The 16,717-nt window shown below is 48.3% G+C and carries 15 protein-coding genes and 1 pseudogene; 8 read left to right on the top strand and 8 right to left on the bottom strand.

Annotated features, from left to right (window positions below; translation table 11 throughout):
• Nucleotides 1-71: 71 nt before the first annotated feature.
• The 3 genes from NK638_RS06115 (at nt 72) to cysE (ending at nt 2,661) form a co-directional block, all read left to right on the top strand.
• Entirely contained in the window at nt 72-449 is a 378-nt protein-coding gene (locus tag NK638_RS06115; protein WP_274632322.1) for an Hpt domain-containing protein, read from the top strand.
• A 42-nt stretch (nt 450-491) separates the two neighbouring features.
• Nucleotides 492-1,394: an RNA methyltransferase gene (locus tag NK638_RS06110; protein WP_274632331.1), complete on the top strand. Its 903-nt coding sequence runs from the start codon at nt 492-494 to the stop codon at nt 1,392-1,394.
• 343 nt (nt 1,395-1,737) lie between these two features.
• Nucleotides 1,738-2,661 (top strand): serine O-acetyltransferase, encoded by a 924-nt coding sequence (gene cysE / locus NK638_RS06105; protein ID WP_274632321.1) that lies wholly within the window; start codon nt 1,738-1,740, stop codon nt 2,659-2,661.
• A 180-nt stretch (nt 2,662-2,841) separates the two neighbouring features.
• On the opposite strand, the gene NK638_RS06100 is transcribed toward cysE, so the two are convergent.
• From NK638_RS06100 to pheA, 6 genes and pseudogenes are all read right to left on the bottom strand, one after another.
• Nucleotides 2,842-3,435, bottom strand: a complete 594-nt coding sequence (locus NK638_RS06100) for a 2-amino-4-hydroxy-6-hydroxymethyldihydropteridine diphosphokinase (RefSeq protein ID WP_274632320.1) — start codon at nt 3,433-3,435, stop codon at nt 2,842-2,844.
• Nucleotides 3,425-3,835, bottom strand: a complete 411-nt coding sequence (gene folB / locus NK638_RS06095; RefSeq protein WP_274632319.1) for a dihydroneopterin aldolase — start codon at nt 3,833-3,835, stop codon at nt 3,425-3,427. The genes NK638_RS06100 and folB overlap by 11 nt, the downstream gene beginning before the upstream one ends.
• 51 nt (nt 3,836-3,886) lie before the next feature.
• Nucleotides 3,887-4,834: an EamA family transporter RarD gene (rarD, locus tag NK638_RS06090; RefSeq protein ID WP_274632318.1), complete on the bottom strand. Its 948-nt coding sequence runs from the start codon at nt 4,832-4,834 to the stop codon at nt 3,887-3,889.
• 216 nt (nt 4,835-5,050) lie between these two features.
• Nucleotides 5,051-7,363, bottom strand: coding sequence for a bifunctional prephenate dehydrogenase/3-phosphoshikimate 1-carboxyvinyltransferase (locus NK638_RS06085; RefSeq protein ID WP_274632317.1), 2,313 nt, complete (start codon nt 7,361-7,363; stop codon nt 5,051-5,053).
• Nucleotides 7,364-7,520: 157 nt separating this feature from the next.
• Complete coding sequence (gene hisC / locus NK638_RS06080) at nt 7,521-8,663, bottom strand: histidinol-phosphate transaminase (protein WP_274632316.1); 1,143 nt, start codon at nt 8,661-8,663, stop codon at nt 7,521-7,523.
• 66 nt (nt 8,664-8,729) lie between these two features.
• Nucleotides 8,730-9,876: pseudogene (gene pheA, locus NK638_RS06075) on the bottom strand (prephenate dehydratase).
• Between the two features lie 570 nt (nt 9,877-10,446).
• On the opposite strand from pheA, the gene NK638_RS06070 reads away from it, so the two are divergent.
• Together NK638_RS06070 and NK638_RS06065 are read left to right on the top strand one after the other, a co-directional pair.
• Nucleotides 10,447-11,388 carry a transaldolase gene (locus NK638_RS06070; RefSeq protein ID WP_274632315.1) on the top strand — a complete coding sequence of 314 codons (942 nt, stop codon included), beginning with the start codon at nt 10,447-10,449 and terminating at the stop codon, nt 11,386-11,388.
• A gap of 96 nt (nt 11,389-11,484) precedes the next feature.
• Nucleotides 11,485-11,988, top strand: a complete 504-nt coding sequence (locus NK638_RS06065) for a hypothetical protein (RefSeq protein WP_198336226.1) — start codon at nt 11,485-11,487, stop codon at nt 11,986-11,988.
• 240 nt (nt 11,989-12,228) lie between these two features.
• Here NK638_RS06065 and NK638_RS06060 read toward each other — a convergent pair whose 3' ends face one another.
• Entirely contained in the window at nt 12,229-12,795 is a 567-nt protein-coding gene (locus NK638_RS06060; protein WP_198336227.1) for an adenine phosphoribosyltransferase, read from the bottom strand.
• Nucleotides 12,796-13,139: 344 nt separating this feature from the next.
• Between NK638_RS06060 and NK638_RS06055 the strand changes: the two genes are divergently transcribed.
• On the top strand, nt 13,140-13,304 hold the full coding sequence (locus NK638_RS06055) for a rubredoxin (RefSeq protein ID WP_057759803.1): 165 nt from the start codon (nt 13,140-13,142) through the stop codon (nt 13,302-13,304).
• A gap of 26 nt (nt 13,305-13,330) precedes the next feature.
• Entirely contained in the window at nt 13,331-14,386 is a 1,056-nt protein-coding gene (locus tag NK638_RS06050) for an alpha/beta fold hydrolase (RefSeq protein WP_274632314.1), read from the top strand.
• Between the two features lie 152 nt (nt 14,387-14,538).
• Here the strand turns inward: NK638_RS06050 and NK638_RS06045 are convergent, their stop codons facing one another.
• A complete protein-coding gene (locus NK638_RS06045) occupies nt 14,539-15,483 on the bottom strand; it encodes a WG repeat-containing protein (protein ID WP_274632313.1) in 945 nt (314 codons plus the stop codon).
• A 249-nt stretch (nt 15,484-15,732) separates the two neighbouring features.
• Here NK638_RS06045 and NK638_RS06040 point away from each other — a divergent pair, with 249 nt between their 5' ends.
• On the top strand, nt 15,733-16,665 hold the full coding sequence (locus tag NK638_RS06040; RefSeq protein ID WP_274632330.1) for a DMT family transporter: 933 nt from the start codon (nt 15,733-15,735) through the stop codon (nt 16,663-16,665).
• Nucleotides 16,666-16,717: the final 52 nt, after the last annotated feature.

Raw genomic sequence — 16,717 nt, 5'->3', positions numbered from 1 at the left:
ATTTTATTGCTTGAGATTTAACTGATTTAACTGATTTAACTGATTTAACTGACAATATTGGACCTAATACCATGGATGAGAACGCACATAATAATACCGCCGACCAAACTGTAGAGATCCTCAATGATGAGCAATTTGAAGACATGCGTGACTTGCTCGAAGAGGACTTTGCCGATTTGATTCAAGTGTATCTCACTGACAGCCAGCAGCGCATCCAAAGCCTACGCATCGCGCAACAACAAAACGATAATGCCAATGGTTTTGAAATTGCCCATGCCCTAAAAGGCGCCAGTGCTAATCTGGGGACGACCCAGCTGATGCGTCTTAGTAGTCAACTCCAAGAGCGGTGCCGTGAGCAGCGTATCGGTGAGCAGGCGGCGCTGATCGAGGATATCGCAGCGGCGCTGCAACGCGCTGAGCAAACCATCAAACAGCGCATGGAGCAATAAATGAGCCAAAGCCCTTTATCAGTGACAACGTCGCCATCATCTATGCCAATCAACCATCCAGCAACGAGCGTAGACGACTACTTATCTTGTATTCAGGTCGTCATGGTCAACACCACCTTGCCTGCCAATATCGGCTCAGCGGCACGGGCCATGCATACGATGGGATTGTCACGCTTGACGGTCGTCGACCCCAAGCGGCCTATCGATGAGACCAGTGTATCGCACGCTGCAGGTGGGCATGAGCTGCTGTCAGCAGCTGTGATTGCCCCAACGCTAGAGTCGGCGATCGCTGATTGCCAGCTGGTATTTGCAGCTAGCAGTCGTAGTCGTCATATGCCGCGCCCTGTCGTCACGCCCACACAGGCGGCCAAAATCATTTTTGATTTTATCGATAGTCAATCCATCTATCAGCCTCAGACCACGGCCGAGACCGCACAGGATAATACTGCTGGCAGTCGCAAACCAAATATCGCGATATTGTTTGGCCGCGAAGACCGTGGTTTGACCAATGAAGAGCTGGCCTATGCCGATTACCATATCCAAATCGATGCCAACCCTGCCTATCCGGTACTTAATGTCGCCTCAGCGGTACAAGTAATTGCCAGTTTTGTCTTTGCTTATGCGCAAACCCACACTCAGACAACGACGAGCCCAGAGGCTGATGCTGATGCTGACTCTGATGAAGCCGTAGCACGCTCGATGATTGACATGACGTTACGCCAACAGTGGGATGAGCCGGCCATCACTCAGCAGCAGCAACAGCAGTTGACCGAGTGCATGACAGCGCTGATGGTGCAGCAGGGTCTGGCAGACAGCTCACATCTAAAATCTTTGCCAGCACGGCTATCGCGGCTCGGCTCACGCTTACAGCTGGATCAAAAAGAGTATCAGCTGTTAAGCGCACTTATCGCCAAGCTTTTAAAAGATAGACCCCAATCATCATAATAAAAGTCACCAGTACAGATTTTTTGGGTTTGGTCGGCCAGCGATAGCCTGCTATTATTAGGGCATGTTATATTGGATGGCTCAGATTGTAAGTATAGTGAGTTCAGTATAAAAACGATGCAGTGAGACTGGGATAAATTTTTACGCAGCATCGAGCAGCGCAGGCACAGCACGCAAGGAAAATTTATACCAGTTCCACGTTGATATATAATGTATCTGTTTTATTTAGAATCGACTATACATAGAAATAAGCACATAGAATAAGCATCAGGATTAGCACCCAATACTGACCACACCGCCATACTTTACCGACCAACAGACCAATCAACAAATAGGACACTTTATGTCATTGCCAGCCAAATTGCTCAATTCGCTTGCCAGCATCAAAAAAGACCTAAAAGAAGATGTCGATGCGGTATTCAACCGTGATCCTGCCGCTCGCAACAGTCTGGAGGTCATTCTTACCTATCCTGGTATTCATGCGCTTATCTTGCATCGCGGCGCTCATTATCTCTGGAATCACGAACAAAAACTGGCCGCCCGCGTGATCTCTTACGGCTCGCGTATCGTCACTGGTATCGAGATTCACCCTGCAGCCAAAATCGGTAAGCGGTTTTTTATCGACCACGGTGTCGGCGTGGTCATCGGTGAAACTGCAGAGATTGGCAACGATGTCACCTTATACCACGGCGTCACTCTCGGCGGCGTCTCATGGAATAACGGCAAACGCCATCCAACGTTAGAAGACGGCGTGATTGTAGGCGCTGGCGCAAAAGTTTTGGGGCCATTTACTGTCGGCAAAAATGCCAAAATCGGCTCAAATGCGGTGGTGGTCAAACCTGTGCCAGCTGGCGCTACCATGGTCGGCAGCGCGGCGCGCATGATATCCGATCATCACGATGAAAAAGGCAACCCCATCGCCACTAAAGTCCAAGACGCCAAACAACAAGAGAAAGTGGCCCAAGCAGGCGAAGGCGACACCGGCAAAGATCAAGCGCAAAGCACAGCGGCCAAGGCCAAGCGCCGCACTACTTTTCAAGCTTATGGTATCGACCCCTCTTCTCAAGACCCAGTCGCCGAAGCGTTTGCAAAAATGCTTGAGCATATTCAGCAGTCAGAAAATCGCCTAGATCAGCTGCAAACTGCCATGTGTGAGATTGATCCTGATTTTTGCAAAAAGAAGTATGACAAGCTTTGCTTAGAAGATTTAGATGTGATCGGGCGCTCTGACATAGAAGAGCTGACTGACGAAAAAAACAAGTCCTGATAGCTTACCGTAGCCTCTGATACTCTTTTAATATAGTCAATCGCACATAAAACTGGCACAATTGATATCACGTGCTACTGGTATGCATTTTGCGCCGCATCGAGCGGCGTTGGCACAGCACACAAGAAAAATGAATGCTCGTAGGACGGATTTTGGTGCTTGGAAAAGTTTTAAAGCCTTTTAACCGATAAAACCGCTCTTTGAAATCAATTCTTCAACCCCTGCTGTCTCGTGTGCTTTGAATGGATAACGATCCGCCATTATTATCCATTGTTCTGAATACTCTACTATTTTTGTAGATGTCGATTTATTGCTTAGGCTATTTTGGTTAAGTCCAGTTTGTATAAGTAAAATGTCAATATCCATGGTAACTTGCTTTATAGAGGTTTGCGCTTCTATGAAACGCTGCCGATGGCAGTCACTTTCAATGAGCTTAAAAGCCTGCTGCAGCTCCTGCAAACTCATCGCCGTATCCAGAGATAAATACGCACACTGATTGGTATAGTCAGGCTTTGGCTGCTCTTGAGTCGCGGTAAAGTCAGGGTTTTGAAAAGACGTAGAGAGCTGCATACGGCCAAATGTGGCCAGTTTTTCACGCGCATCAGGCAAATAGTAGTCAGCGTGATAGTTACTACCCAAAGCCAGTACCACTGCTGTGACCTCGTACGCTTGCAGCTGTTCAGGCGTATGTATCTCTAGGCCCGCAAGATTTAAACCAGCCAGACCTTTATGCGTCTCATACATCTTAAAAATTTTAGGCGTCTTATGCATCATGACTTTGACTGGCAGGCTGCTCGCTATGACTGGCTTTTGCAGATCGGGTGATTTGCACCCCAACGGCGTCTGCGTGTTTGATTGCCGTCGGCTTAGCCATGCTCAGCGTGATTTTATGACAAGCGTATTTGGCAAGCAGTTTATCTGCGATTTGCTCAGCCAGATGCTCAAGTAGCTTTGCTTGAATGGCTTGGCACCACTCGCTGACATCATCACAAACTGCCTTATAATTTAGCGCATCCTGTACATCATCTGAGGCGGCAGCAGCACTGATATCCGTCTCAAGCGCGATATCGATCTGCAGCGGCTGAGTGATAGCGCGCTCCCATTCATAGACACCGATGACGGCATCTACCGTCAAGCCTCTGACAAATACCACGTCAGACTGAGTATGCAACATGCTTTTATCCTTGTTTACTGGTTTTTTAGGAGTTTTATAGCAGACAGATGATCATGCTTTTTGGTGCAAACGCGCAGCCTTTAGCATCTTACTTGGGCGATGATGCCACAAGTCAATGCTAAACAACAACAGACCAACCCAAATCAAGCCAAAGACGGCCAAACGGTGCAAGTCAAATGGCTCTTTATAGTAAAATACTGCCAAAAAGAAAATAAAAGTCGGCGTCAGATAGTTCATAAAACTTAAAATACTATAAGCCACCAGCTTGGTTGATTTATTAAATAACAATAGCGGTATCAAAGTGATGGGGCCTGCCAGCATCAATAGCCAAATGTTTGATGACAACCAAAAACTGACCTGACTACTCACCACATCGGCCTGCCAAAACCACCACAGGCACATCGGTACCAGCATCGTCGTCTCCACAAACATCGCATCGATGGCGCTCAGCGGTGTTTGCCGCTGAATGGTACCGTATATGCTAAAGCTGAACGCCAGTATCAGCGAAATCCAAGGTAAGCTCCCAATCATCACCACCTGAATAATCACAGACAATAGCGCAAAACCAATCGCCACCCATTGCAGTGTCCGCAAGCGCTCTTTGAACAAAATCATCGAGAGCGCCACCCCTACCAGCGGCCCGATAAAGTAGCCCAAACTGGCCTCAAGTATGCGGTCATGGTTGACCGCCCAAACATAGGTCAGCCAGTTGGTGGCAATAATCAGACCCGATATCAGCGAAAACACAATCCACCTAGGACTTTTCTTTAAAGTGTCTATCCAGGCCCAGCGTTTGGTGACGACTAAGACAAGCAGCAGACAAGCAAAGGTCCAGACGATACGGTGCCCGATGATCTCAGTGGCATCGTAGGCGGCCAACTGTTTAAAATATAAAGGAAACCCGCCCCAGATAAAAAAGGCCATAAGCGCTGTGACAATACCACGTCTGGTGGTTTTGATAGGCGTCACGGGTTTTTTGATGACATTTTGAGTGGTCATAAGTCAGTACAACTTAATTTAGAGCAAAGCGTACTGTTGCAGACTGCGCCTGATGATGAGCATATTTAGGCGAGCGGCAAAAGCACAGGGTTACTACAGATAGAATAAAAGTGAAAAAGCAATGCATTGACACTCATAGTAGTATCAATGCATTGCTGACGATAACGGTATTTGAACCCTTATGGCGTTTAATACCTGGTAAAAGTCCTAACGCTGTTAGGCAAGGCTATTGTGAACCTCGATAGACATACCCACTTGATTGGCAAGCTCGGCAAACCCTGGGAAACTGGTATTGACCGTTTCAACGCCTTCGATGGTGATCGGCTTGGATGCGCGCAAGCTTGCAACCGCAAAGCTCATGGCGATACGATGGTCATGATGCGAGGTGATATGTCCGCCGCCAAAAACAGGTTGGCTATTATTTACTTCACTTTGACCTACACCTGCACTACCTTTGCCTTCAATGATCAGACCATCCTCAGTCACCGTACAATCAATGCCTAGCGTTTGTAGACCGTCTGCCATCACAGCAATACGATCGGACTCTTTGACACGCAGTTCTTTAGCACCAGTTAACACCGTACGACCTTGTGCACAGCTGGCAGCGATAAACAATACTGGAAATTCATCAATCGCTAATGGTACTAAATATTCTGGGATATCGATACCTTTTAGGCTTGAGCTACGAATAGTAATATCCGCCACTGGCTCGCCGCCCACATGGGTCTCATTGCTTAGGCTGATATCAGCATTCATCAACTTTAAGATATCAATGATGCCGGTACGAGTTGGATTAATACCCACTTGCGTTAGGGTCAGTTCACTACCCTGACTGATGGCCGCGGCGACCATAAAGAAGGCGGCGGAAGAGATATCCGCAGGCACAGCGATATCGCCACCTGTGAGTGTGCCGCCACCGGTGACACTGATACGGTTGCCTTCTACAATTACTGGATAGCCAAAGGCTGAGAGCATACGCTCGGTATGGTCACGGCTAACTTCAGGTTGGATGACCGTCGTGGTGCCGTTTGCCCACAGTCCCGCCAATAGCAAGCAAGACTTCACCTGTGCTGACGCCACTGGCATGTCATACTCTACCCCTTGCAGCGGCTGGCCAACCGTATCACGGCCAGTGATGCTTAGCGGCGCGGTACCATCATGACCCGTGGTTTGAATCACCGCACCCATGTCACGTAACGGTGCTGCCACCCGCTCCATCGGACGCTTGTTTAGACTGGTATCACCAGTCAACACACTATCAAATGACTGGGCGGCTAAGATACCGGCTAGCAGGCGCATACTGGTGCCTGAGTTGCCCATATACAGTGGCGTTTTGCTGGGTTTTAGTCCGTGCATACCAACGCCATGAATGGTCAATCTGCCTTTATCAGGGCCTTCGATGCTTACACCCATGTCACGGAATGCTTGTAAGGTAGCCAGCGCATCCTCCCCTTCCAAAAATCCAGTAACGTTAGTCACACCTGTGGCCAAACTGCCAAGCATGATGCTGCGATGCGAGATAGATTTGTCTCCAGGAATGGTAATGGTGCCAGAGACGGTGTTGCTAGGGGTGATATTATAAGAAGCTGACATAGCAGAGGTATCCGTATAAGGGGTGCTGGCTAACATATGGCCAAAATGTCGCCGTGCGGCTTGCGCGCGGCCCAAAAGCCCCATCAGGGCGGTTGAATCTTTATCAATGATAAGCTGACGCATGGTCTGTAGATAGACGCCGTACTCATCAAGGGCGCTGATAATCGCGCGCTCGTTGGCAAAAAATATATCATGCCACATCTTAGGATCACTGGCAGCGATACGGGTAAAGTCGCGGAACCCACCAGCGGCATAGCGAAACATATCCAAATTGTCATCATGACTCGCCAATTGCTCGACCAGATTAAACGCCAGTAGGTGCGGTAGATGACTGGTATGCGCCAATATCGCATCGTGATGATCGGCTGCCATCGGCATGACAGTCGCACCCACCGCCTCCCATAACTGCTGCAGCTTTGCAATTGCAGAAGGGCTGGTGGTGGTGAGCTCACAGATTATCACGCTGTGGTTGACAAACAAATTGGCGCGTCTGGCATGATACCCTGAATTCTCCGCCCCAGCAATCGGATGCGCGGGTACAAACCCCGTTGGCAGTGCAGCAAATACCGATTTTGCTGCCTCAATGATATTGACCTTGGTACTACAGACATCTGTAATGATACAATCTGTAGCCAGCTGGCCGTTGTCCATTGCAGCTTTGATATCGGTAAATACGGCTTGCACCGCTTGCACTGGTACGGCGATGATAAGTAAGTCGCTGCCTGCCACCACGTCAGTCAAGCGCGTGCTACCAGCATCGAGCAAGCCATGTTTTATGGCTTCATCCACGCTTGGCAAGTGCCTATCGACAGCAACCAAGCGCTCGCTTAAATGATTGTCTTTTATAGCTTGAGCAAGACTTGCGCCAATCAGCCCAAGACCGATCACACAAACTTGTTTAAATAACAAAGGGGTTTTATCAAAAGAGGATTGCATAGGATTCTTATTTTTTATCTTTTTTATGGCGACTCACGGCAGCTTGTATTTCACAAATTGGCATTAAGTCGCAAAGGCACGCCTGCATGAGTGCCATGATATTATCGGGATTCAGATGGGCTGGCCCGCCCTCTTTATCAGTATCAGTTGCCAGTGATCAGTCCTCGGTCAAAATCGAGCGTAACGTATCTATCAAACGTAGATTGTCTTCAGCCAGACCTACCGTGATACGCAGCCAGTTCGGGAGTCCATAAGCGGCCAAAGGACGTACGATTACTCCCTGCTCTAGCAATGCTTGATGAATAGACATAGCGTTGATGTCTTCCATCTCGACTTCGAATTTTACCATGATAAAATTGGCGTGCGACTTAATAAAACCCAGCCCAAGCGCGTCAAACTGTTTTTCTAACCAGCGCATTTGCTCAGCGTTGCTCAAGCGAGTGGCTTCGATAAAGTCTTGATCGGCAAGTGCAGCAGCGGCGGCGGCCAATGCCACACGACTGACGTTAAATGGCTGACGGATGCGATTGAGCAGATTTGCGACTGGCACTGAGCTGAGCGCGTAGCCCACGCGCAAACCCGCCAGCCCATAAGCTTTAGAAAACGTACGAACGATAACCACATTGTCAAACTCATCAAGCAGCGCCCTATTATTACTCTCAGGGCTATACTCGATATACGCCTCATCGAGTACCACCAGTACCGAAGCTGGCACGCTAGCGACAAACTCACGTAGCTCTTTTTGCCCAAGCTGGGTGCCTGTTGGGTTATTGGGATTGGCAATAAACACAACCTTGGTATTTGGATGGTCGGCGACGGCTTGACGCATAGCCATTAAGTCATGACCAAACCGCGTCGCTGGCACTTCTATCCCAGTAGCACCTTGTATCTTCGCCAACATCGAATACACCACAAAGGCATACTGACTATACACAATGGTATCGTCACAACTGACAAAGCCACGCGCCAAGAGATCCAATAGATCATTGGAGCCATTACCTAGGGTAATCTGCTCAACATCCACACGATTAAAATCCGCCAGCGCTTGCTTCAGATAATAGCCATTGCCATCAGGATAGCGTGCCAGTTGACCCAGCTGCTCGGTGATTGCCAAGGTCACATGTGGCGAGCAGCCCAATGGGTTTTCATTGCTGGCCAGCTTTACGACATCAGAAACCCCATATTCGCGTGTCAGCTCCTCGACCGGCTTGCCAGTCTGATAAGGCGTCAGCGCTAAGATACTATCATACGCAGAGGTAAGCGGAGCTAAACTTGATGATGTCGCTTGAGGTGATGCCATGGTTTATCCTTAGAGATGATGATACATCTACTGCTTAGTATGATCCATTTGCGGCCGATAATTAGCTTACAATACCGCTTTGGGGTATGAGCCAAGTATACGCAAATCTTTTACCAGTGGACGAATATCGGCAATCGCCGCGCTCACGTTTGGCGCATCAATATGACCATTCATATCGATAAAGAACACATAAGCCCATTTATTCGGGCGCTCAGGACGCGTCTCGATACTGGTCATCGATACCCCATGATAAGACAGTGGCTTTAGGATTTCGATCAGCGCCCCTGCTTTGTCGTGTGCCGATACCACGATAGAGGTTTTGTCTTGACCTGATGGCGCAATCGCCTCGTGACCGATAATCAGAAAACGTGTGGTGTTGCTAGGATTGTCTTCTATGTTGGTATACAGCTTGTGTAGATCATACTCTGCTGCAGCAACGTCCCCTGCGATAGCGGCAGAATGCCACTCGTTTTTGAGGCGACGCGCCGCCTCTCCGTTGCTCGATACGGCCACACGCTCGACGTTTGGAAAGTTGACATCAAGCCAATGACGGCACTGAGCCAATGACTGCTGGTGCGAATAAATACGGCTGAGACTATCGATCTTGGTGTGCTCAGCGACCAAGAAGTTTTGGTGAATAGGCAGCTCAACTTCACCGATGATCTTTAAAGAAGAGGACAAAAATCCATCTAGCGTGTGATTGACCACCCCTTCTGAAGAGTTTTCAACAGGTACCACACCATACATCGCTGTGCCCGCTTCGACTTCGCGAAACACATCGGTGATGGTGGTCATCGGCATGGTATCCGCGGCTTTGCCAAAGTGTTTGAGCGCAGCTGCATGGGTAAAGGTACCAACAGGCCCTAAAAAGGCAATGCGCTGCGGTGCTTCTAAGTCCAAGCATACAGACATAATCTCACGAAACAGACGGGCCATTTTTTCGTCAGCGATAGGGCCAGTATTGCGCTCCATGACTGCTTTTAGTACTTGCGCCTCTCGCTCTGGACGATAAAAAATAGGATTGCTGTCGGTTGCGGCGGCGTCATTGAGCCAATTTGGCACGATCATTGATCAACGTTTGAATTTTGCAGTCTACTGCATCGATACTTTGACGAATATTGTCCAAAAACGCTTTTTCGGTTGCGGCATCGTTTGTGTCTGTCGTGGTTTGATTGGAGTTATTCATATGTTGCTCTGGTGACTGCTCACTCATTACCGCCCATCCTTTTTAGATTTTTTACTGTTGAAATTTTTGGCCAGTTTTTAACTATTGGGTCTGACATCATCGGTATTAAGAGCTTGCTATAGCGACATGATAAAACAACAGTCTATCAAGACACCGTCTGCTTTTGCTCTTATCCGATTTTGCCATGCCATTTTTTGACTTATCAATAATATCTCAAACTGCTCATACCACTGTCGCATAGCAGGTGGCCGGCTCTACTATAACAAAAACGGCGCGCAGTGCCCACGGGTAATCGTGTGCAATCGCATGTAATGTCGCGCCACTCTTATCAGCTGCCCATATCATCTCGTCCATAGTATAGTCGATTCAAAATAATTGTGGTACAGCGTCAGCAAATGAGAATGCTGATGTCGTCGATTCAGCTAATATTGACCTGACTATAGCACAGTTGTGCCCTTGTCTTTTGTCGTCCACCACACTATGAGGCAACAGAGGCTCAAAACTATGTTACAGTTTAATGCCAATCCCTCATCTTACGACAAAAACAAAACCACCCTGTGATTGATAACATCACGTCACTAAAAAAAAGGATCTCTAATGAGCGCATTACAACAGCTTCGTACCATGACCACCATTGTCGCTGATACTGGCGATCTGGCCGCCATTGCGCGCTTAAAACCCATCGACGCCACCACCAACCCAAGCTTGATCACCAAAGCTCTCATCCACCCTGACAACCAAAGCATGCTGGCAGAGACCATGAGTCGCCATAATGGCGATGTCGATGCGGTTATAGATGCACTGACCGTCCAAGTCGGCTGTGATATTTTGGCACTGATCGAGGGACGAGTATCTACCGAAGTCGACGCGCGCTTGTCTTATGACACCAAAGCGACGATCGATAAGGCCATGGCGTTTATGGAGGCGTATCAAAAGGCAGGAATCGATCCTAAGCGCGTCTTGATCAAAATGGCCGCCACTTGGCAAGGCATCGAGGCGGCGCGCTACCTCGAAACCCAAGGCATCCATTGTAACTTGACGCTTTTATTCGGTCAGCATCAAGCCATTGCCTGTGCTGATGCTGGCGTGACGCTGATCTCGCCTTTTGTGGGTCGTATTTTAGACTGGCAAAAACGCCAGCAAAACCGCCAAAATGTGCCCGCCTCCGATGATATGGGCGTAAAATCGGTCAAGCTGATTTATCAATATTACAAGCAGCACGGCTATGGCACTCAAGTCATGGGCGCAAGCTTCCGCTCTACTGAGCAAATACTGGCGTTGGCAGGCTGTGATTTATTGACCATCGCGCCAAACCTTATCGACGAGCTTGCCGCCATGGACACACAAGTAGAGCGTCAGCTATCGCCCAGCATGTCTATGGCGCTAGATGAGATGACCCGCGTCAGTCTAACTCACGAAGAATTCAGCGCCGCCTACCAACAAGACACCGTGACACAAGACCTGCTACCAAAGGGCATTGATGGCTTTATCACTGCTCGTGATGAGCTCGCCAAGACACTGGCGGCCATCCGTGAGTAACTTGTCAGGCCATGACCTGTCATAAAAGATATTTGCCTGCCGATAACAACTTGGCTATTATGGCCTACTTCAAACAACCAGAAGCAAGGCTTAAGTATGAAACGGCTATCAGTGTTATTGGCAGGCAGTGCTTTGGCACTCAGCGCACAAGCAGTGAACTGGTCAGAGGTGTCCGAGAGTCATTCTGGCTCGGTTTTTAGTGTGGACTTAGATTCTATCGAGCGCTCTGATATCAGCATCATAGATGAAAAGCGTGTCGAAAATATCACCGTCTCAATCCGTCGAACCTACCCCCCACAAGCCAAAAAAAACATAGCAAAAGACAAAGAGGCTGCAAAAGAAGAAAATGCGGAAACAGCGCCTTTTAAAGAAAAACCCATCCATCATAGCGATCAGCAGCTACTGATCTCTTGTAAAGACGCCAGCTACTATCGGCGTGCTTATGTCAATTACGCGGCCAATGATAAAGTCATAAAGTCTTGGCAGTCAGACAAACCCATTTTGACCACAAAAGACTTCAAAATCACCAGCCCTAAGACGATCGGACGCGCCCTCGTAGAATACAGCTGCAAAAACCACGAACAACAAAAAACGGCTTAATTTAGCATGGGCTTTATGCCATGTATCTTAAATAGCGATGTATAGTTAGCTGAATGTAAAACTGTTATGGATTTAAACGCGCTACTGGTATAAATTTTACTTGCGTGCTGCGTTCCCAGAGGCTGCGCAAAATTCATCCCAGTAGCGCCATGACATTTTTAGAGTGTATCGCCTATATCTTAAATAGCGATGTTAAAAAAAAGCGCGCTGATTATATCAGCATCAGCGCGCTTTTTGATTTTAGGCTTTTAGTACCGTATAAACGGGTACTGGAAACGCTCCGTGCAGCGCCACCAAATCGAGTAATACCAGCGCCCCGACCACGGTGTGACCTGCTGAGCGACAAAGCTCGTAAGCGGTGTTCAAGGTGCCACCAGTTGCCAAAATATCATCGACCAACAATACCCGCTCAGGCGGTAGATTGTTTTGCATCTCAAGGGTGTCTTTACCATACTCAAGCGCATAAGCCTTATTGGCTACAGGTGGCGGCAACTTACCAGGCTTACGCAGCAATATCATACCCTTACCCAAATGCCCTGCTAGCAAGCTGGCAAAGACAAACCCACGCGCCTCGACCGCACCCAAACAATCGACCTCATCCAGACAGCCTTCTGGTAAAGCGGCCAGCAGCGCATCGATGACCGCATCAACGTGACTGCGCAGTAACGGGGTTATGTCATAAAAATCAATGCCGACTTTTGGAAAGTCTGGTACGGTGCGAATGATCTGCCAAAAAGGATGATCAGTATTGAGCACGGCTGATGGCTGGTTTTCGGTATTGGTAGAGGTAGCGGCATTGATGCTCATGAGGACCCTTAGCGTGTATGACTTTAATGATAACTGGTGTGAATTTTTCGGCCGTTATTGTAGCATAATTGACCCAATTAATACGCTAAAGCATCGGCTATTATCAGCCTTGGTCTGCACAAAACCGCGACGCTTGACTTGATAAAAATCTCACAATCTCAATATACAAGTGTAAACTTAACTATAAAAATAACGGTTATATGCTAAACTACGTGCGTTTTTGCTGTCTAAGCGCTGACCGTTATATGGACACTTGCACACTGTCGTGACGCCCAGTCATTAGCCCTTGGCACGACTGGCGCGCTAAAAAACAGTCACACTAGAAATAATCGATAGGACTTTTTATGAAACGTTATGAATGTATTGTCTGCGGCTGGATCTACGACGAAGCACTTGGCTGCCCAGAAGAAGGCATCGCCCCTGGTACCAAATGGGAAGACATCCCTGATGACTGGACATGTCCTGAGTGCGGTGTGGGCAAACTCGATTTTGAGATGCTTGAGCTGTAGTAGACGACCTCTGATTAGGACACTTCATGACACAATCAAATAACATCAATAGCGCCAGATCCCAAGCAAGCCCAGATCCAAGCCTAGATGGGAATGTGAGCCACTATCCTACGCCTGAGTGGCAAAAGTTTGGCGCGCATCAGTGGCATGACTCTGATCTGAGTGACCAGTTGCATCAAGCGATGATCGATATCGGTGATGGTATCGAGCTTTGTGTGGAAGCAGGCGGTAACCCAAACCATCCACCCTTGCTCATGATCATGGGGCTTGGCTCACAAATGATATTTTGGCCAGAAAACTTTATAAAACGCCTCATTGATGCCGGTTTTTTTGTGATTCGTTTTGACAATCGTGATATTGGCCTATCGTCTAAAGTGCAAATTGACGGCCTACCGCGTATCAGTCAGCTAAAGATGATGATGCGTCTGCAAACAGGGCTCTCTAACAAGAGCGCGCAAGTGGCATATAATTTGACCGACATGGCCGAAGACACCGCCCGTCTGATTAAGGCGTTGCAGCTGGGTAAAACCCATCTGCTTGGCGCATCTATGGGCGGGATGATTGCCCAAATCGTAGCCGCCCGCTACCCAAGCTTGGTACAGCGAATGGCACTGATGTTTACCACCACCAATCGTGCATTTTTAAGACCACCCAAACCTCGGCAGCTATACACCCTTATCAACCGCCCTGAGAGTCACTCTGAGCGTGATATCGTGCGTCATAGCGTCTGGTTTATGAAGACGGTTGGCACGCCAGGGCATGTCAATGTGCGCATGGTGCGTGAGATTGCCAAGATTCGCTATCAGCGCAGCTTTCATCCGCTCGGGACCGTGCAGCAGCTAAATGCTATTTTGGCATCTGGCTCTATTAGTCGCTATAGCAAACAAGTCAAAGCCCCAACCATTGTGTTACATGGTAGCGCCGATGGCCTCCTGCCAGCATCGCAAGGGCGTGTGGTAGCAAAGACCATCCCCAATGCCAAGTTTTATCTGATTGAGGGCATGGCACACGATATTCCTGAGTATTATCAGCCTTATATGGTGGATCTGATCAGTAATCATCTGTTGGCGCATCGCTCTTAAAGGCTATTTAAAACGCGCGTACGTCTGAACAAGCGTGTAAGTTTGACTGTCAAAGACAAGCTTGCACGCTTTTTTATGCCTGCTTAAGTTGTTTATATTTGCTGAATTTTTTATGCCTACTTAGGTATCGCCATGGGGCAAAAACAAACGGCTCAATCACAGCCAACGCTGCTGCCTGTTTTATCAATACACATTTTATTGCCATTTTTTAGATTACCGATCCATGCTTTGCCATCGACAAACACAAACGAGGGCTTGCCTTGATAAGTATCGCCTGCCGACACGCCACTATCTGCAAACCGAAACGGAATCAACAGCTCACCACCAAGATTGACAAAGCCCCAATCTTCATTGATACGTACGCCCGCCATACCTTCAGAGAAGGGACGCACCTCATCAAATGAGTAGGTAATCATGGTGATATTTTGGTCATCGACAAAGCCCCATTTACCATCTTGCTGACGCGGCTTTAGTGTGGTAAATGGACTGATGGGCGGCGTGGATGGCGACTGACGCGCTTGCGGCGGCTTGTGGTTATTGTCAGCAGGGTCTTTTACCACATTGCCACTTTTATCCAGCCAACTGATGTTATTGTTTTTACGCACACGGGTGATGCCGCCGCGATAATCAGCCACCTCACTAAACGATGACGAAAATGGTACGACGGTTCTGTTGGCGGTATTGATGACGCCATAGTTGCCGTCCTTTTTTACGACGATACGCCCTTCTGATACCGGCCGCGCCCAGCCTTGACGCTCTTTTAGCATATCGTACATAGCAGGCACCACTTCTCGCCCTTTCAGATTGAGATATCCGACGTGACCGTTACGCAGTACGGGCAGCAGCCCCTCTGAAAGGTTATCGGCATCGACCTTTTGATAGCGTGATAGATCGACGATGCGCTTGCCTTTGTTGTCAATCAAGGCCACAGGCGCGCCAAAATCTTTGACGGCCAAAAACAAGCCACTGCTAGCGGTACAAGAGACGTTTTTGTAGTAGCTTTTGGGAATTTTACAGCTGGCGGCTTGTGCTTGCGGTATCACCAGTAACGCACTGACAATGCTAATGCCAATGCCAGCCGTACACCGCAACATCATTGTCCAAAGGTTAGATACTACAGGGCGCGGTTTTGATAAAGAACATCGAAACATAATAAACCTAAGCAAATGTCATCCATTGGCATAATTATATACACAGGGGTCGTCGTTTAGATAGCCTTGTCTGCTATCTCATAGAATAATTGTCGCTGAGCCATTTCATTTTGGGGGCAAAACCTCGACAATAGCTTAATCGCTGTAAAATGCTTTTTTATCATCATCCCATTCATATAAGGAGACACTATGGCTATGGCCATCGCCGCATCCCGCTCTGCCCCTATCGGTTTAGTCGTAGGCTGTATTATTTTTGGTTTAGGTAGCCTGATCGTCGCTCATGTCGATATCGGTGGTTGGGCGATGTCGTTTTGGCGCTTGGCCATCTCTGGTATCGTTTTTGCCGTATTGGCCAAAATCATGGGACAACGCTTGCCGCGCTCAGGACGCGCAATTTTTTATGCGTTGTTATCAGGGGCGTTTTTGGGATTGGATTTGGCACTTTGGCATGAGAGTATTTATGCGGTCGGCCCTGGTATCTCTACCCTGCTCAATAGCTTACAGATTTTTTTCTTGGCAGCGATTGGGTTTTTGTATTTCAATGAGCGTCAATCTATCGTACAGCTGATTAGTTTGTTTTTGGCGATGCTCGGTGTGGCGATGATTGGTAGCCCGGAGTTTGCCCATAACAGTGCAGCGACGTGGGGGTTTGTCACTGGTATCGTCTCGGGCGCTATGCTAGCGGCATCGATGACCTTTATCCGTAAGACGCACGATACTGAGCCAACGCCGATATTTATGCTCATGCAGCTGATCAGTATCGGCGGGGTGCTGGCGATGGTTGTGCCAATGTGGGTGTTTGATCAAGGCAGTATCTTGCCCAATACTTGGGCTGAGATTGGCTGGATATTGGTCTATGGTACGGTGATGCAGTGCTTGGCATGGGGACTCATTGCTTACTCTATTCCCAAGCTGTCACTGGCCTTGACGGGGTTACTATTGCTCTCTGAGCCTATCGCCGCTTTGGTGATTGATTATAGCTGGCTGGACAAACCCATCAATACTTTGCAGTGGGCTGGTGCGTTACTCACCATGTTTGCTATTTATTTGGGTTCACTCAAACCAAAGCCACGCGCCCTACGCCGTTATCGTTTTTTTTCGCGGTTTTATAAACGTGACTATAAATAATCTCTGTCTGCTACTTATCATCATCTATTGCTCCCCTAAACGCACTACAAAA

Origin of the sequence: Psychrobacter sp. A3 (genome assembly GCF_028823565.1) — a bacterium.
GTDB classification, from domain to species: Bacteria; Pseudomonadota; Gammaproteobacteria; order Pseudomonadales; family Moraxellaceae; genus Psychrobacter; species Psychrobacter celer.
Note: the sequence above shows the minus strand (reverse complement) of the source record. Positions and strands in the feature narration are given on the sequence as shown.